This window comes from Gluconacetobacter diazotrophicus PA1 5 (assembly GCF_000067045.1).
GTDB classification, from domain to species: Bacteria; Pseudomonadota; Alphaproteobacteria; order Acetobacterales; family Acetobacteraceae; genus Gluconacetobacter; species Gluconacetobacter diazotrophicus.
The window spans coordinates 3,083,918-3,101,392 of the sequence record NC_010125.1 but is presented as its reverse complement, the minus strand read 5'-3'; the positions used below and the strand labels follow the sequence as shown (position 1 = coordinate 3,101,392).

General features: G+C 61.1%; 17 protein-coding genes. 11 read left to right on the top strand and 6 right to left on the bottom strand.

What is annotated here, in order from left to right; genetic code table 11:
- Nucleotides 1-46: 46 nt before the first annotated feature.
- Nucleotides 47-1,507, bottom strand: coding sequence for an amino acid permease (locus tag GDI_RS14260; RefSeq protein ID WP_012554898.1), 1,461 nt, complete (start codon nucleotides 1,505-1,507; stop codon nucleotides 47-49).
- Between the two features lie 211 nt (nucleotides 1,508-1,718).
- Here GDI_RS14260 and glyA point away from each other — a divergent pair, with 211 nt between their 5' ends.
- From glyA to GDI_RS14210, 10 genes are all read left to right on the top strand, one after another.
- A complete protein-coding gene (glyA, locus tag GDI_RS14255; RefSeq protein ID WP_012554899.1) occupies nucleotides 1,719-3,017 on the top strand; it encodes a serine hydroxymethyltransferase in 1,299 nt (432 codons plus the stop codon).
- A 75-nt stretch (nucleotides 3,018-3,092) separates the two neighbouring features.
- The gene (locus GDI_RS14250; RefSeq protein WP_050935058.1) at nucleotides 3,093-3,956 is read left to right on the top strand and encodes a transketolase; all 864 of its coding nucleotides are present in this window, start codon (nucleotides 3,093-3,095) and stop codon (nucleotides 3,954-3,956) included.
- A complete protein-coding gene (locus tag GDI_RS14245) occupies nucleotides 3,949-4,944 on the top strand; it encodes a transketolase family protein (protein ID WP_041249506.1) in 996 nt (331 codons plus the stop codon). Before GDI_RS14250 ends, GDI_RS14245 begins: the two co-directional genes overlap by 8 nt.
- On the top strand, nucleotides 4,934-5,587 hold the full coding sequence (locus GDI_RS14240; protein ID WP_041249505.1) for a NeuD/PglB/VioB family sugar acetyltransferase: 654 nt from the start codon (nucleotides 4,934-4,936) through the stop codon (nucleotides 5,585-5,587). The genes GDI_RS14245 and GDI_RS14240 overlap by 11 nt, the downstream gene beginning before the upstream one ends.
- A gap of 9 nt (nucleotides 5,588-5,596) precedes the next feature.
- Nucleotides 5,597-5,836, top strand: a complete 240-nt coding sequence (locus GDI_RS14235; protein ID WP_012227265.1) for an acyl carrier protein — start codon at nucleotides 5,597-5,599, stop codon at nucleotides 5,834-5,836.
- Nucleotide 5,837: 1 nt separating this feature from the next.
- The gene (locus GDI_RS14230) at nucleotides 5,838-7,223 is read left to right on the top strand and encodes an AMP-binding protein (RefSeq protein ID WP_012227258.1); all 1,386 of its coding nucleotides are present in this window, start codon (nucleotides 5,838-5,840) and stop codon (nucleotides 7,221-7,223) included.
- A 93-nt stretch (nucleotides 7,224-7,316) separates the two neighbouring features.
- Entirely contained in the window at nucleotides 7,317-7,775 is a 459-nt protein-coding gene (gene fabZ / locus GDI_RS14225; protein WP_041249504.1) for a 3-hydroxyacyl-ACP dehydratase FabZ, read from the top strand.
- A complete protein-coding gene (locus tag GDI_RS14220) occupies nucleotides 7,772-9,364 on the top strand; it encodes a GMC family oxidoreductase (RefSeq protein WP_012227254.1) in 1,593 nt (530 codons plus the stop codon). Before fabZ ends, GDI_RS14220 begins: the two co-directional genes overlap by 4 nt.
- The gene (locus tag GDI_RS14215; RefSeq protein WP_197535938.1) at nucleotides 9,342-9,719 is read left to right on the top strand and encodes a hypothetical protein; all 378 of its coding nucleotides are present in this window, start codon (nucleotides 9,342-9,344) and stop codon (nucleotides 9,717-9,719) included. Before GDI_RS14220 ends, GDI_RS14215 begins: the two co-directional genes overlap by 23 nt.
- The gene (locus GDI_RS14210; RefSeq protein ID WP_012227252.1) at nucleotides 9,712-10,443 is read left to right on the top strand and encodes an SDR family NAD(P)-dependent oxidoreductase; all 732 of its coding nucleotides are present in this window, start codon (nucleotides 9,712-9,714) and stop codon (nucleotides 10,441-10,443) included. The genes GDI_RS14215 and GDI_RS14210 overlap by 8 nt, the downstream gene beginning before the upstream one ends.
- Here the strand turns inward: GDI_RS14210 and GDI_RS14205 are convergent.
- The 5 genes from GDI_RS14205 to GDI_RS14185 form a co-directional block, all read right to left on the bottom strand.
- Nucleotides 10,417-11,670 (bottom strand): acyl-CoA reductase, encoded by a 1,254-nt coding sequence (locus tag GDI_RS14205; protein WP_012227251.1) that lies wholly within the window; start codon nucleotides 11,668-11,670, stop codon nucleotides 10,417-10,419. The two genes, GDI_RS14210 and GDI_RS14205, sit on opposite strands and share 27 nt — an antisense overlap.
- The gene (locus tag GDI_RS14200) at nucleotides 11,651-12,691 is read right to left on the bottom strand and encodes a LuxE/PaaK family acyltransferase (RefSeq protein WP_012227250.1); all 1,041 of its coding nucleotides are present in this window, start codon (nucleotides 12,689-12,691) and stop codon (nucleotides 11,651-11,653) included. Before GDI_RS14200 ends, GDI_RS14205 begins: the two co-directional genes overlap by 20 nt.
- Nucleotides 12,692-12,742: 51 nt before the next feature.
- Nucleotides 12,743-13,810 carry an FkbM family methyltransferase gene (locus GDI_RS14195; RefSeq protein ID WP_012227249.1) on the bottom strand — a complete coding sequence of 356 codons (1,068 nt, stop codon included), beginning with the start codon at nucleotides 13,808-13,810 and terminating at the stop codon, nucleotides 12,743-12,745.
- Between the two features lie 172 nt (nucleotides 13,811-13,982).
- A complete protein-coding gene (locus tag GDI_RS14190; protein ID WP_012227248.1) occupies nucleotides 13,983-15,029 on the bottom strand; it encodes a M14 family metallopeptidase in 1,047 nt (348 codons plus the stop codon).
- A 187-nt stretch (nucleotides 15,030-15,216) separates the two neighbouring features.
- A complete protein-coding gene (locus tag GDI_RS14185) occupies nucleotides 15,217-16,389 on the bottom strand; it encodes a DEAD/DEAH box helicase (protein ID WP_012227247.1) in 1,173 nt (390 codons plus the stop codon).
- A gap of 96 nt (nucleotides 16,390-16,485) precedes the next feature.
- Here GDI_RS14185 and GDI_RS14180 point away from each other — a divergent pair, with 96 nt between their 5' ends.
- Nucleotides 16,486-17,457 (top strand): mitochondrial fission ELM1 family protein, encoded by a 972-nt coding sequence (locus GDI_RS14180; RefSeq protein WP_012227246.1) that lies wholly within the window; start codon nucleotides 16,486-16,488, stop codon nucleotides 17,455-17,457.
- The last annotated feature ends 18 nt before the right edge of the window (nucleotides 17,458-17,475 follow it).

Sequence of the window (17,475 nt, the reverse complement as noted above, 5' to 3'; positions counted from 1 at the left end):
TATGGACCGCGTCCACCTGTCCCGCCAGCTTCGGGCAGCGGGGCGCCTATGCGCCCCGGGCCAGATGGCTGCTGCGCCGGCTGTAACCGAAATAGATCGCCATGCCGACGATCAGCCAGACCACCAGCCGGACCCAGGTCAGCCGGTCCAGCGAAAGCATGACCGCCAGGCAGCAGACGATGCCCAGCACCGGAATCACCGGGCCGCCGGGCACGCGAAAGCGGCGTTCCATGTCCGGCGCGCTGCGGCGCAGGAACATCACCCCGATACAGACGATGACGAAGGCCAGCAGGGTGCCGATCGACGTCATGTGCGCAAGCTGGTCGATCGGCAGGAAGGCGGCCAGCCCGCCGGTGATGACCATGAACAGCAGGTTGGAATACCACGGCGTGCGCCACCGCGGATGGATGGACGAAAACAGCCCCGGCAGCAGCCCGTCACGCGCCATGGCGTAGAAGACGCGGCTCTGGCCCAGCAGCAGGACCAGCAGCACCGAGGTGAAGCCGCAGATGATGCCGAACTTCACGGCCAGCTTCAGCCAGCCGAACGGCGTCTGGTCGATGGCCGTGGCCACCGGCGCCGCATCGCCCAGCATGTCCTTGTAATTCACCAGCCCCGTCAGCACGAGCGAGAACGCCACATAGGCCACGGTGCAGATCAGCAGGCTGCCCAGGATGCCGATGGGCATGTCCCGGGCGGGATTGCGGGCCTCCTGCGCCGCGGTGGATACGGCGTCGAAGCCCACATAGGCGAAGAAGATGGTGCCCGCCGCGCGCATGATGCCCGACAGGCCGAAATGGCCGAACGTGCCGGTATTGGCGGGGATGAAGGGCACGTAGTTCGCGGTCTTGATATAGGGCAGGCCGAACGCGATCACCGCGACGATGATCGCCAGCTTCACCACCACGATGGCGCTGTTGACCCGTGCCGATTCCGACACCCCGCGAATCAGCAGCAGCGACACGACGCAGATGATGAAGGCGGCGGGCAGGTTCATGATTCCCGCGACATGGCTGCCGTCGGGCAGTACCACCGCTTCGAACGGCGAGGCCACCAGCCGGGGCGACAGGGAAATTCCCCATCCCCCCAGCAGCGACGTGACATAGCGCGACCAACTGACCGACACCGCGGCGGCGCCGACGGCGTATTCCAGCACCAAGTCCCACCCGATGATCCAGGCCACGACCTCGCCCAGCGCCATGTAGGCATAGGTATAGGCGCTGCCGGCGATGGGGATCATGCTGGCCAGCTCGCTGTAGCACAGGCCCGCGAAGCCGCAGGCGATGGCCGCGACGATATAGGACAGCACGACGGCGGGGCCGGCGTTTTCCGACGCGGCGATGCCGGTCAGCGAAAACAGCCCGGCGCCGATCGTACAACCGATTCCCAGCGCGATCAGGCTGCCCGGCCCCAGGACCCGCCGCAGCCCCTGCGCGTCGGCGGGGATTTCGATTCGTTTGCGGCGAAGCAGGCTGGAAGTCGGCGGGTTAGCGGGCGGCTGCGCCATGCAATGCGTCTCCTGAAAAAGCGGGCCCCCGAAGCGGGGGTGGTGAAAAGCGGGTCGATGAAACGCGGAACGGCGGCCAACGGGCATCGTTGTGTGGCCTCGCCGACGTGGAGACGCTAGAATGCGCGAAATCACATTGACGCATGTGCAAGGGCCATTGGAACTCTTCCGGTGACTGGCTGCGGCGTTGAAGGAACTGGAGAATATAACGATGCCGGACCAGATGAGCCAGAGCGGGTTGCACGCCTATTTCCGCTCCCCGCTTGCCGAACGCGATCCCCTGGTCGCGGAGATCATCGCGGGTGAACTGGAACGCCAGCGCGACGGAATCGAACTGATCGCCAGCGAGAACATGGTGTCCGAGGCGGTGCTGCAGGCGCAGGGCAGCGTGCTGACGAACAAATACGCCGAGGGTTATCCCGGCCGCCGCTATTACGGCGGCTGCGCCGAGGTGGACAAGGTCGAGAGCCTGGCCATCGAGCGGGTGAAGACGCTGTTCGGCGCGGGCTTCGCGAACGTGCAGCCCCATTCCGGCGCCAACGCGAACCAGGCGGCGTTCATGGCGCTGGTCAGCCCGGGCGATACCATTCTGGGCATGAGCCTGGCGGCGGGCGGCCACCTGACGCACGGGGCGGCGCCGAACTATTCCGGCAAATGGTTCCGCGCGGTGCAGTACGGCGTGCGGCGCGAGGACGGGCTGCTGGATTACGAGGAGATGGAGCGCCTGGCCCGGGCCGAGAAGCCGAAGCTGATCGTGGCGGGGGGCTCGGCCTATCCGCGCGCGATCGATTTCGCCCGCTTCCGCGCCATCGCGGACGAAGTCGGGGCCTACCTGATGGTCGACATGGCCCATTATGCCGGACTGGTTGCGGCGGGCCTGTATCCCTCGCCGATGGCGCATGCGCATGTGGTGACCAGCACGACGCACAAGACCCTGCGCGGCCCGCGCGGCGGCCTGATCCTGACGAATGACGCGGACCTGGCGAAGAAGATCAACTCGGCGGTCTTCCCCGGGCTGCAGGGCGGCCCGCTGATGCACGTGATCGCGGCCAAGGCCGTGGCGTTCGGCGAGGCGCTGCAGCCGGAATTCCGCGCCTATCAGGAAGCGGTGGCGGCGAATGCCCGCGTGCTGGCGGAAACGCTGCTGTCGCGCGGGTTCGACATCGTGACGGGGGGCACGGACAGCCACCTGCTGCTGGTGGACCTGCGCCCCAAGAAGGTCACGGGCCGCGCCGCCGAACGCAGCCTGGAACGCGCCGGGATCACCGCGAACAAGAACGCGGTGCCGTTCGACCCGGAAAAGCCGGCGATCACGTCGGGGATTCGCCTGGGCAGCCCCGCCGCCACGGCGCGCGGCTTCGGCACCGACGAATTCCGCGCGGTGGGCGAGATGATCGACGAGGTCCTGACCGCCATGGCCGGCAAGGGCGAGGACGGATGCCCCGCCACCGAACAGGCGGTGCACGACAAGGTCCGCGCCCTGTGCGCGCGCTTCCCGATCTATCGCTAGGGTCTGCAGGCTCTCAAGCACGCGTAATCAGGTGACAACACCTGATTACGCGAAAGTATTTCGGGGGGATGAGTCATTTTTAAGCCAGACCTGAGCTTCGCTGAAGCCTGCCTGGAAGTCCGCCGTACAATTATTGAGACTGCCTTCAAATGCGGACAGGCGACGCATATTGGTGGCAGTCTAAGTATGGTCGAAATCCTGAACACGCTCTTCAGTGAAATACTCGTTCATCGCCCCCATGAGCCCGAGTGGAACGATCGGGATGTATTCATCCTCAGCAAGGGCCACGCGGTTTTAGGCTACTTTGCCGTGCTTCATCGCCAGGGATATTTTTCGGCCGAAAAGCTCGCGACCTTCCAGACGAACGGCAGCGACCTGATCGCACACCCTGTCAAAAAAGAGGTACTGGGCATCGAAAGCTCCAATGGCAGCCTCGGGCAGGGCCTCGCTTATGGCATGGGCATGGCGCTGGGCATGCGCAAGCGCGGGCAGGACAGGCGTGTCTACGTCATGCTGGGCGACGGCGAGTGCAATGAAGGCTCCGTTTGGGAAAGCGCCGCCACGGCTGCGGAGTTGGGTCTCGGAAACCTGACGGCGATTATCGATGAGAACGGCTTCCGAAATGACGGTCCCAATACGACGTACGCGGGCAGGGTCGTGCTGGCGAATGTGTGGAGGGCATTTGGCTGGAACGTGATCGAAATCGACGGGCATGACCATCAGGTCATCCTGAATGCTTTCCAGAATGCGCGGCATACCACGGACACGCCTACGGCGATTGTGGCGCGTACGGTGAAGGGCAGGGGCGTGGACTTTATGGAGAACAATAACGATTGGCATCATAATCGCATCACGGCCAACGTTTTCGAAAGATGTCTGAAGGTTCTGGACGGTTGCGATCTGCCGAAGCTTGATGCGTCAGGAGAGCCGAGTGTCTGAAATTTCGAATTCCAGCGCCCGCGCACTGGCGCGCCTGGGGCCAAGGGCCACCTATGGCCAGACGCTGACCACCCTGGCGGGTGCCGACAGAAATATCATCGCCATAAGCGCGGATCTTGGACGGTCTTCGGGGCTCGACCGCTTTTCCAGGGAGCTTCCGGATCAGTTCGTGAATGTCGGCATTGCCGAGCAGACGATGGTCGGCTGTGCGGCGGGCCTTGCCCGCATGGGATTCGACGTCTTCGCCTCGACATTCGCGCCCTTCGCCTCGATGCGGGCGAGCGAACAGGTGCGGATGAACATGGGCTACATGCGCGAACCGGTTAAACTGGTAGCGCTCGGAAGCGGGTTGTCGATGGCGTATCTCGGCAATTCGCACTTCGGCCTCGAAGATGTCGCGGTGATGCGTACTGTGCCGGGGCTTACGATCATCTCGCCAGCCGATTGCGTGGAAATCCAGAAGACGCTTTATGCCTGTGTCGGATACGGCCAGCCAGTATACATGAGACTGACCGGCGCCTCGAGTACCCCCATAATTTATACCAGCGACTATGTATTCGAGATCGGGAGGGCGGTCTGGCTTACACCTGTCCGCAAGATCATGTTGATCTCAAGCGGGACAACCGTGGCGCATTGTCTCAGGGCGACCGAGACACTTGCGCAAATGGATATCGAGGCAGGCGTTCTCAACATGCACACGATCAAGCCGCTCGATGAGAATGCACTCGAAAAAATCGCGCAGGAAACCGACGCCATTTTTGTCATCGAGGAGCACAAAGTTGCTGGGGGATTGGGCAGCGCTATTTTGGAATATTATAATGCCGCGAGTATATCATGCCCCCCGATCATCCTGCATGGGATTGCCGATCGATTTGTCGAAACCGGAGACTATGCCTTCATGCTGAAACAGAACCGCCTGGATGCTGAAGGCATAGCCGGTTTTGTGAGGGAGCGTCTGGGCGCGGTGGTGTCTGCCGATGAACGATAGTCCGTGGTACGTGTATGGTGCCGGCGGTCTCGGCGTTGAAACCATGGACATATTACAAAGCGCCATAAATCATGGATCGGAAAAGCCGCATCGCCTGGCCTTCCTTGTCGATGACCCCCGGCGTGAAGAGGTCCTCGGCCTGCCCGTCACAGCCGTTGGCCGGCATGTCGCGGGGGCCAAGGTCACGATCGCCGTGGGGGAGCCATCCGATCGGGCTGCCCTCGCCGAGAAAGTCAGGATGCTCGACCTGAGGCTGGCCTCGATCGTTTCGCCGCTTGCATTTGTGTCCCGCCACGCGGAAATCGGTGACGGGGTGATCGTCGCTCCGTACGTGTCCGTGCAGGCGACGGCCAGGATCGGTCGTAACGTCGCCATCAATACGGCATCGATCGTTGGTCACGACGTCGTCGTGGAAGATAATTGCGTCCTCTCTTCCATGGTGAACCTGGGGGGCGGAGTGCATATCGAAACCCTCAGCTACGTTGGCATGGGCGCTCTTATCAAAGAAAAACTGCGTGTCGGCTGCTCCTCGATCGTCGGCATGGGGGCGGTCGTCCACTCCGACGTACCGAAAGAAGTCATTACGGTTGGCAACCCGGCCCGCGTTGTTCGTAGAAACGAAGACAGAAAAGTCTTCAGATAGGAATATGAGATGAGCAATCGTGAAAAGTACGATACTGTATTTATGGAGACCTTTGGTATCGGTTCTGAAGACTTGAATGCCGATTTGCAATATCAGAGCATCAGGGCATGGGATTCTGTCGGTCACATGGCGCTGGTCGCCGCCCTGGAAGAGACGTTCGACATCATGCTCGAAATGGATGATGTCGTCGATTTCGGCTCTTATGAGACCGGATTCGACACGCTCAAAAAATATGGCGTGACCTTCTGAGATGTTCTGGCAGGACCGCCCGAGCGACGCCGAAGACCGGACATTCCTGCTGGAAGAAGGGCGTCGCTACAGCTACCACGACATTTTCCGTTTGGGCGACGCGCTTTTCGCAGATTCCTCAAGGGCTGTCGCGGTCATTCTCTGCGACCGAACCCATGAGACCGTTGCCGCATATTTCGGTGCCTTGCGACATGGGGTCGTTCCGCTGCTTCTCGACGGCCACGCGAGATGGCCCACCTTGTCAAAGACGATCGAGGCGTACGCGCCCCGCTATCTGGTAGGCAACGCGGATGCCGTCCCGGATGGGTATATCCCGACGAAGCGGCTCGTCTCGAAAGTGCTCTTCGAGCGTGTCGTGCCGATCGACTATTCGTTAAACGAAAATCTGGCGTTGCTTATCCCGACCTCGGGCTCTACCGGTGACTCGAAATGCGTGCGGCTGACGGGGCGAAACATCGAATCCTGTACCCGGGCAATCGTGAGCTATCTCGCCATTACAGAAGAGCGCGTCACGGTAAGCCTGCTTCCATTTCATTATTCCTATGGACTTTCCGTACTTCACAATACTGCCTTCGTTCGCGGCACGATGTTGTTGACGGAACAGTCTGTTCTGGAAAAAAATCTCTGGCAACGTATCGAAGATGCGTGCGTAACGGATATTTCCGGGGTTCCTTTTACGTTCGAAACGATACGTCGGATTCGCCTGAGCGAAAAAGTGATGGGCAATCTATTGTGTGTTACCCAGGCGGGCGGAGCCTTGACGCCGCGGCTGACACAGTATTTCTGGCAGTACTTCGCGGACCACAACGTGCGCTATTTCACGATGTACGGACAGACGGAGGCGGCGCCGCGCATTTCCTACGTGCCGCCGGATCGGGCCATGGACAAGCTGGGAAGCGTGGGCATCCCGATTCCCGGCGGAAAAATCGAGATCGTCGAAGAGGTTCCAGGGGCCGGGGAGGGCGAGCTGGTCTATGAAGGCCCGAATGTTTCGATGGGCTATGCCAATTCCTGGCAAGACCTCGCCACGGGTGACCAGTTCGGAGGGCGACTGCATACCGGTGATCAGGCCCGTATCGATGCGGACGGTTTCGTGACCATCGTCGGGCGCAGGAAGCGTTTCATCAAATTGCACGGCATTTCCGTCAATCTGGATCACGTCGAATCCGTGCTCCGGAGCGCCGGGGTAAATTGCATTCTCGTGGGAAAAGAAAACTGCGTGGTCATCTGTACCATGGCTGTCGACGTAAATGCCGTGCAGACGGCGCTGAAGGAGAATTTCGATTTTCATCCCTCTGCGGTCCGCGTCGAAATTTGTGACGAACTGCCATTTACCGCGTCCAACAAGCCAGATTACGCCACGTTGACGCAGCGTTTTCTGACCTAGATGTTCGGTCCCAAGGTTTGACCACGGAAAATCCAAGGCGCAGGTCGCGGACGGCACGACGCGAGACGGGATTTGGATCAAGGAGACAAGGCGTTGAGTTTCTCGTTAAATGGTGAAGAACTGAAGGAATTTCAACCCAATCGATATCCATTTCTGATGATCGATTACGTGACCGACGTCGAGCCTGGTAAGTATGCCAAGGGCTATAAGCATCTTTCGAATAACGAATGGTATTTTCCCATTCATTTCCCCGGTCGGCCAAACATGCCCGGCGCACTTCAACTCGAAGCGATGGCACAGATGCTCACGGTCGCCATCACGACGCAGGACGGGCTGAAGGGAATGATCACGCACGCACTTCGGCATACGGTACGGTTTCGTAAGGAAGTGCTGCCGGGTGAAAGCCTGATGATCGAAGCCTATGTGGATTCCTGGCGTCGCGGCGTGTGCAAGGGGCATGCGACAGGCTACACGAACGGTACGGTCGCCTGCGAAGCCGAGATGATGATCACCATACCGGAAATCTTCGAGCAGTATCTTCCCAGGAAATGAGTCGCCTCGACTTCATCATTGTCGGTGCGGGTGCTTCCGGCGCGGCGGTAGCCTGGTCGCTCGTTTCCAGGGGATACAAGGTCCTTTGTCTGGACCGCGGTCCACGGATGGACCCATCGCATTATCCGTCTACCGGGCATGATTGGGAGATACGCAAGCGAACAGAATTCAACCCTGTCACGGCAGAGCGCCAGAACCGGTTCGACTACCCCATCGACGACAGCCGATCGCCGATCGCCGTGTGTAACTTCAATGCCGTGGGCGGATCGACGATTCTCTATTCCGGCCATTTCCCGCGCTTTCTCGAAGCTGACTTCGCACTGAACAGTCGCGAGGGAGTGGGCGCGGATTGGCCATTCGGGTACGGGGAACTGGCCCCGTACTTCACGTTGAACGAGAGGATGATGGGGCTGTCCGGCCTCGCCGGTGATCCCTACTATCCGCAGATCGAAAAAACCCTTCCGCCCGTTCCACTCGGAAGTGGGGGGGAGCGGCTGGCGAAGGCCTTCAACGCCAAGGGATGGCATTGGTGGCCGAGCTTTTCCGCAATTCTGACAAGACCGAGAGGCGAGCGAGGCGCCTGCCTCAATCTCGGTCCCTGCAACACCGGCTGTCCGCAAGGTGCCAAGGCCAGTGCGGACAACACCTACCTGAAGGAGGCCCTGCGCCTCGGCCTGATGCTCGTGCCGGAATTCGCGGTGTCCCGAGTGCTGGTCCGCGACGGCAAGGCCTACGGTGTGGAGGGCTTTGACGATGCCGGGGAAGGGCGGGTTTTCGAGGCCGATCATGTCATCCTGACGTCGAGCGCGATCGGTACGGCGCGTATCCTCCTCAATTCACGGACCGACGAGCGGCCGCAAGGGTTGGGCAATACGAGTGGTCAGGTGGGCCGCAATCTGATGATTCACCCGCTGGGCTATGTGGAAGGCATTTTCGATCAGCGGTTCGATACCGATTCCGGCCCCCAGGGCTGCATGCTGTATAGCCTGCAGTTTCATCGCACACCCGGCGCGGACCATCGCCTCGGCTACATGATGCAGGCATTGCGTGGCACCGGCCCCGTCGAAACGGCGCTTTCCGCGCTGGCTCGGCGTAAGCTCAGGTTCGGCACGCAGGTCTATGACGATTTCGACGCGTTCTACGCGAAACAGCTCGTCATCGCCATTGTCTGCGAAGACCTGCCCAGGACGGAAAACCGGGTGGAACTCGACGAGACCCGGCACGATCGCTTCGGCGATCCGGGTGTGAAAATTCACTACGTTCTGCATGACAACACGAAGAAGATGATGATCCATGGCATGAGCCGCGCGCGTGAACTGATGGCCGCTGCCGGCGCGATCAGAAGTTCCGCGTATGGTCCCGTACGCAATACGGGCTGGCACCTGCTGGGAACGGCGCGAATGGGGGACGATTCCCGCAATTCGGTTGTCGATGCCCAGGGGCGCGTCTACGATACCGCCAACCTTTATGTGGCGGATTCCAGCGTCTTCGTGACCGCGTCATGCGTCAATCCGGCCAATACCATTCAGGCAGTGGCCCTTATGTTGGCGGATCGTATAGATAAGCATGTCAGATCGACTCGCTCTTGAACTCTTCTATGCGATGTTCCCCGGGGACCCGCTCCGTCAGGTTCCGGAGGCGAGGGCCACCGGCGCTCGGCTGCGTCTCCAGAACGGCTTTCCGTATCTTGATGAAATCGACGCCCTGCTGGACGGCGATACGACCCAGGAATGGAGGCAAGACCCTAACGGCTGCCTGAAAATGCTGAAGGCGCGAGCGCCTGATGTCGTCGACTTATTCATCGAACAGGCAATTATGGCCTACTTCTCCGATCCGATCGTTTCCCATGTGTTGACGGGCAAGGCGACACCGCTGTTCCCGCATCACGTTGTCATGCCCGATATTGACTATGACCTGCTCGAACCGGTCCTGGCCCATGGATGAAAAACTCCGGCGCGTCGCTGTGGTGACGGGGGCAAGCCGAGGAATCGGCCTCGCGATCGTGACGAAACTGGCCGCGGAAGGGTTCGACGTTGCCGCCTGCAGTCGTGTCCGGTCGGACGGGTTGGAGGCGGTCATGGCATGCCACCCGGCCGTTCGTTTTTTCCTCTTCGATCTCGCCGATGTCGAATCCGTAACGTCATGCGCCCAGCATCTTCACAAGGCACACGCCCGCATTGATGTCCTGGTAAATGCCGCGGGCATTGCCGCTGGTGGTCTCTTCTCGATGACCAGGGTCGAGGACATGAAACGGGTCTTCGACATCAATTATTTCCATCAGATCCTGTTCACACAGTACGTAGCCAAGAAGATGATGCGGGCAAGGAGCGGTTCCATCGTCAATATCGCATCGGTCGCCGGTTCGAGGGCGGATGCCGGAACGTTGTCCTATGGGGGCAGCAAGGCTGCCCTTATTCACGCCACCGGCGTCCTGGCGACGGAACTTGGCCCGTTCGACATTCGGGTCAATGCGATTTCACCCGCCGTCGTCGAGACCGATATGGCCGCTGAAATGGACGAAAAGGCGAGGGCGGTGCTGAATGAACGCTCGGCCTTAGGGGGAGAGATAAAGCCGGCGGACGTGGCCGGTCTCGTGTCTTTTCTTGTTTCGGAAGCCGCTTCGAAAATGACCGGGCAGATCCTATGCCTGGATCGCGGGCTGCACTGAAGACGCCGCATCCCGCATGTCCCGTGACGGGGCGACAAGGTCGATGCGGCGGGAAAGCTGCGCCAGAATGTCCTTGCCGTCCCAGAACGGGTTGATGTCCAGCGCCTTGCCGACGGGTACGATGCGATCGACCGTGTGACGACCGCCGCGCAATGCCCGTTGCAGGACATATGGGTCGACGCCAAAATAGGTCAGGGTCTGCTCCTGTGAGCGTAGAAAAGTGGCGATACCGTCAACGGACGGAAGATCCATATCGACGAACTGGCCGAAGCGCAGAGCCAGATTTCGCGGCGGCATCCGTTCTTCCACGCACCATATATCCGGGGAATATGTCTTCAGGTTAACCGGGCGCTGAAAGGTTGCGGTGACGGCCATGAGGTCGAGAAACTTGTCGATCCGTGCCGTCGGCTCCAATCGGTAGTCTCGATTCTTCAGTTCCTCGTCCAGCGTCTTCCAGAAGCAGTCTCTCGCCGTCGTGACGGGGGCGGGATTTCCGACCCAGAACACAATACTCGGGGACGAGCAGGCATTCTGGTCCACGAGATAGGTATCGTTGAAGAAATTACGCGCCAGTCTTCGCCGGGCATCCTGCGAAGTCATGGTGTAGGCCGCGGCATCAATGACCGCTGAAGATTTGCGATCGGGAAAATAAATCTCCACGCAGCGCGGCTTCTTGATAAGGGTGCGAAACGCCGCGATCGTTGCGTCGCCGCCCCATACGATCAGGCTGTCGGCCTCTGCGATCCACGCCTCAAATACCTTGCTGCCGTGCGACGTTCGAAGCAGGAGAGTGCCATCGGCGATGGAACTGAAACGGGGGGTGCCAGCTATCCGATCGAAAATCTCGACGAAGAGGTCGTTCTGCGGGAAATGCCGACTCGGCATACGCACGATGTTCGAATTGCCCGCGAGCAACCCGAAGACCAGGGAAAAGGCAAAGTTGATCGGAATGTTGGCCGGAGCAACGTGGACCGCCGTTCCCCAGCCGGAACGCTGTGCCGAATCCGTGTAGCGTTGGAAAAGAGCGTGGAGGTTGGCCCTTCGGCAGAAATAGGCGAAGGTAGCGAGATCGGGATATTGCCGCGCCTCGGTATTCTTCAGGATAGCGTGCGAAAGTTCCTGCAGGAATTCGACGACGATTTCATCAAAAAAAGCGAAACGCGACGAAAAGTCGAAAGCGTCTGCCCATTCGCTACGCGCGGATTCGTCAATGGTAACGATAGGCATCACTGCATCCCCGAATTTCCGCCTTCTTCAGTCGGCCCCTGATCGTGACGATCGTTCCTTTTTGCCCACAGCCGCAATTCGTTCCGTCAAGAGTGGCTCCGACGTCTTCTGTCAGCAGGGCATGTCCCGGGTAGCTTTTCTGGATGGTGGAAAAGACCTGGATCAATCCTTCGGAGCCGTGGGGCAGAACCTCCAGCGAATTCGGATCGCGGATGATTGCGTCCGAGCCTGGTGCGGCATGAAGATGGCCGCGGGGACATTCCATGAAGATCGTGCCGGTTTGCTCGACCATGCCGTAATAGTTTCTGATATCGCCACAGCCGGTCCATTCCTGAACTTCGGCCTTGAATCTCTCGTTCGAGATGTTCTGGTCCGCAAGTTTCTTCCATCCCCCTCCATGCAGCAGGAAGGCATCGGACAGGTCCAGCCTGACATTCTGCCGCTTCAGTTCCTGAATGAAATGCTGCCAGACGACGAAGGTGAAACCGAACATGAAGATACGGCGGCCGCGATTTTGCTCGATAAAAGCCTGTACATGATCGATATCGATCTGGAACTCGTCGTCCAGTGCGAAACCCTGTCCTCGGGAAAACAGGCCGAAGCCATTGATGGCAGCCGTTCTGGCCGAGAATTTTCGGCGGTCCGACACCGTATTTTTCGCATCGACGACCAGCATCGGAAAACGGCTCTTCGAGAATGCGCTCGAAAACACCTCGACCAGCTTCTGCGACTGCAGCCTCGACGTCTCGCGATCCAGATAGATTCTGGAGACATCGCCGGTTGTGCCGGAAGACGTCATGATCTTGAAGACGTCCTCATCGCGAATGCTCTTGAGGGTGAAGGTCTTGAAGGCGCGAACGGGCAGATAGGGCACCTCGGCCAGAGACGCTGCATCGCCATCGCCGAAAAGCGAGGCGATGTAGGAAGAATAAAGATGGCAACTGACTCTATGATGCGACGTCAGCCGGTTGATTTCCCGTAGAAAATCCCTCGACCCATCATCGTTTGGCGTGTCGATCATATCAGGCCGACTCTCGTTTTCACATTCGTAACAAAGATATACTGCCGCAATTCAGACCGGAAGAGGGTGGCAATATAGGACGGTTTCTTCTGAGTGAATTGTATAGTGTCCCAAGTGAAAACTATAGAAACCAAATGTTGTTTTTATATAATTGATTATCTCAAAAATATCATTCGGCTTGTGATAAAGGGAAACGGCCATTTTGGGCCGAAATTTTCGAATGCTGTCTTCGGCCCCCTTTAGCGTGTCCAGTTCGGCTCCTTCCACATCAAGCTTGATGAAGTCGATTTTTCCGATCGTCCCCTGCCTGACCAGAATATCGAGGGACGTCAGTGGAATGTTCGGAGTTGCGGACGAAAATCCGGGTGCATAGTAGTTCGTTATGATCGGTGCCGCCTTCACTTCACGGTTCGAAAGGCCATAGGGCATGATTTCGACGTTGTGATAGGGGAACTGATTGGCGTTGTACGTCAATATATCGATGTGTTCCTGGACGGGGTCGAAGGAATAGACTTTTCCTTCCGCCCCTACCGCATTCGAGAATACGATCGCTGTATCTCCCGTGCAGGCGCCACCATCGATGACAGTATCGCCTTGCTCAGGTGCGATTCGGATACCGTCCTGATCGTAAAAATATTGGTGTCGGTGCAAACAATACTCGAGGCCGAGACAGTCCACCACGTAGCGCTTGCCCTCGAACTCAAAATCGAAATGCCGCAGTTTTCCGAACATTCCCGTGACGGGAAGAGAACTTTCGACCGACTTTTCGGCATTGCGATAGGCTGCCAGTTCTTCCGTCCGCCGAAGAAATTCGGCTGGAATCTTGAAGGAGAGGTGTCCCGCCATGCGGTATGCAATTAAGCATATGAAAAGTAGTTTTGAAGAATCGTCGGACAGGTTGCAATATGCCCCGAATAAATTTTCACGATTAAAGAAAAACCACGTAAAATAGAAAATTTTTGAATTCAGGTCGAAGTCCTGAGAGTGGTCCTTTTCGTCAGTGTTGAAGCGCGATGCATCAAAATTGTCCTGATAGGAATTAAATTTTAGACCGTTAATGCTTATCCCGAGAACTGACTGGTAAAATTCATCCAGGGATGATGGAAGAGCGCTTCCCATTATAACTTATCCAATCGCAAGAAATAGTTTTATATGGAAGAAATTGAGCGATACCCTGCTAAACGCCTTCCGATAAGGAGGAGGATTACGTTAAATCAGGAAATTCATCCAATCAATGGCTTGGGAAGGTGGACAAAGGCAGGACATCCGGCAGTGATGCCGCATGTCGCGGTCACGGTGTGGGGGGGACAGATTCCGGGACGACCGTCGCCAGCCGGACGGCGGTCTGCCCCAGGCCCGGGCGCAGGTTGGGCATGACCAGCATGCAGTCGGGGTAGGGGGTTCGGATCTCGTCGGGGCCGTCCTGCGCCAGCAGGGTGCCGCGCCGGCGAATGACCTCGCCGCCCCGGAAGGGACGGACGAAACGGAAGCGCGGGGTCTGCGCCGTCACGATATCCGTCACCATCATGTGCCGGGGTGGCGGCAGGGGGGCGGCCTCATCCGCCGGCAGCAACCCGGAATGCCGCAGCAGCGCGCGGACGGCGTGGTCGGTGGCCTCGACGGTGTCCTTGTTCCAATGCGCGCCCGCTTCCAGCAGGCAGGCGGCGGCCGGGCTGCCCGGGGCCGAAAACCGTTCGAAGTCGATCAGGCGCGGACCAGACTGATGCCCATGGTCCGAGACGATCAGCCGGGGATCGCCGATCATGGCTGCCAGTCTGCGCCCGCTTTCCATCCGCCCGGCCAGGATCAGCGGCGTCCCGGGCCACAGCATCGAATGCAGGTCCATCAGGATATCCGCCGATTCGATCACCGGCAGAATCGCCCGGGCGCGGTCCAGTTCCACCGAACGGCGCGGGCCGGACAGGACCTGCCGGCACCACAGCCGGTTCATGTCCTCCTCGACAAATCGCGAGGCGACGGGATTGTCCGGGTCGAAGCGTGCGAAGGCCTGCGGATTGGCGAAGACCAGGGACAGGCGTCCGCGTGCCGGGCGAATGTCCTCGCGCAGCAGCCGGTCCAGCACCACCGCTCCCGCATATTCGTTGCCGTGGATCAGCGACGTCAGGACGACATGCGGGCCGGGTTGCGCTCCCTCGCGGTGGATGATGCCGGGAATGCCGCCATGGTCCGTCAGCCAGGGTGACAGGTCGGGCGGGGCGATGTTGACCGCGAAGCGGGGCAGGGGCTGGGGGGGCGTCGGCAGCGTCTCCAGAAAGGTCGGACGCCCGCGTGTGCGGGGCGACCGGCCGAGGCGGGCTCCGGATCCACAGCTCATCATGCCGCATTCCCCCCCTGGCCGATGCGCCGGCCCGGCGGGCGTGTGTCTGTTCCGGTATCGCCACGCGCGACGGGATGGATCGGCCAGGCCATGGCGACAGACTTTATAGCGTCAGGCCGCCGCTGCAATGCCGCCAGGCGTGCGGTCTCCCTTCACGTCTCTGCGCAGGCCTGTTTCCCAAGAATGCTCAGGTGGGATCGATGACGGTGATGCGCGCGCCGCTCTGTCTTTCGATGTCGCGCAGCTTCAGCCGCTCGGCGGGATCGCACAGCGAAAGCGCCGTGCCCCGCCGTCCGGCCCGCGCGGTGCGGCCGATCCGGTGGATATAGGTTTCGGGTTGCTCCGGGATATCGAAATTGACCACCAGAGCCACGCCCTCGACATCGATGCCGCGCGCCATGACGTCGGTGGCGACCAGCACCAGCAGCCTGCCACGACGGAAATCGTCCAGCGTGCGGTCGCGCCGGACCTGGCCATGGTCGCCGTGCAGCGCGGCGGCGGTCACGCCCCCCGTATTCAGCGTCCGCGCCAGCGCGTCGGCCGCCTGTTTGGTGCGGGTGAAGACCATCGTCCGGCCGCCTGCCTCGCGGCGCAGCACCGCAAGCAGGGACGCGGCCTTTCGCGCGGCCGGGGTGAAGATCACCTGCTGGCGGATGCGCGGCGGCGGGGCGGCCTGCTCCGGCGGGGCGATCTGCAGCGGCTTGTGCAGCAATTGCCGCCCCAGCGCCGAAATGGCGGGTGACATGGTGGCCGAAAACAGCAGGGTCTGATGCCGCACCGGCAGGCGCGCCGCAATGGCCCGCACATCCTCGACGAAGCCCAGGTCCAGCATCCGGTCGGCCTCATCCAGCACCAGGCAGGTCGTATGGTCCAGCGTGATGGTTGCGTCCGCCAGATGGTCCAGCAGGCGTCCCGGGGTCGCGACCAGGATATCGACGCCGTCCAGCAAGGCGCGTGCCTGCCGGTCCTTGGGCGCCCCGCCGATGGCCAGCGCCACCGTCAGCCCGCAGCCGCGGATGCAGGTCCGCACGGTGCCGGCGGTCTGGCTGGCCAGTTCCCGGGTCGGCGACAGGATCAGGGCCCGCACATGGCCTGGGGGGCCGGACGGCGCGGCGTCTCCTGCGCCGGTCAGCAACCGATGGATCACCGGCAGGGCGAAGGCCGCCGTCTTGCCGGTTCCGGTGCGGGCCAGGGCCTCGACATCGCGGCCGTCGCGGATCGGCGGAATGGCCAGGGCCTGGATCGGTGACGGGGTGGCATAGCCGGCCCGCGCGACATTCGCCACGATGCGCGGGTCCAGGCCCAATCCATCGAATGTGGGGACGTCGCTGGGGTCGGAAAGGGGGGCGGTATCGGTCATCGTGTGACGGGATACCGCGCCCGGACGGCGGGGGGGAAGCGATTCCCGCGCCGCGCCGACATTGACGGCCCGTATGGCCTGTCGGCAGATGGCGGCATGACCGAACCGGCCCAGCCCCCTTCCGCCCGATCCGAGACGCCCCCGGTGGCCGTGGTGGCCGAAGACCTGGCCGGGATGCGCTCGCAGGCGTTCGGGCTGGCGGCACGGGCCGGGCTGGCACCGTTTTTCTGTCCGGTGAAGGCGCGCGGCGTGTGGAGGCGCATGCCGGCCGCCTGGTGGCCCGCCCCGTTGCGTGCCATCGATCCGCCGGTCGATCCCGGAACGGCCGACCTGGTGTTCAGTGTCGCCGGCAAGGGGGGCGCGGTCGGTGCCGCCTTGCGAAGCACGACCCGGCGCGTCGTGCAGATCCAGAATCCGCGCATGCGGCTGGACCGTTTCGACCTGGTGATCGCCAACCGTCACGACGAAATCGCGGGGCCCAACGTCCTGCTGTCGCGCACCGCGCTGCACGGTGTCTCCCCGGCTCTGCTGGCGGCCGCGCGGGCGGAATGGTTGCCGCGCCTGGCGCACCTGCCGCGTCCGCTGGTCGCCGTGCTGCTGGGCGGGTCCAACGGCCGCTTCCGGCTGGACGAGGCGGTCGGGCAGGTCCTGGCCGGGCAACTGGCCGACATGATGCGTCGCGACCGGGTGGGGGCGGCGGTCACGCCGTCGCGGCGGACGGGCGACGCGGTCTGCCGCATCATGCGCGATACCCTGTCCCCCTTGGGCGGCTGGGTGTGGGACATGCAGGGCGACAATCCCTATCTGGGCCTGCTGGCCTGCGCGGACGCGGTGGTGGTGACGAAGGATAGTGTCTCGATGGTGTCCGAGGCCGTAGCGGGCACGGCCCCGGTCATGATCGCCGACCTGCCGGGGCGGTCGCGACGGATCGGCCTGTTCCTGCGCGACTTGGCCGATGCCGGCCGTACCCGCCCCTTCACCGGCCGGATGCAGGACTGGCCGGTCACGCCGCTGGACGACACGATCACCGTGGCGGCGGAGATGCGCCGCCGGCTGGGTCTGGGGTAGGGGGCGCGAGGGGCTCGC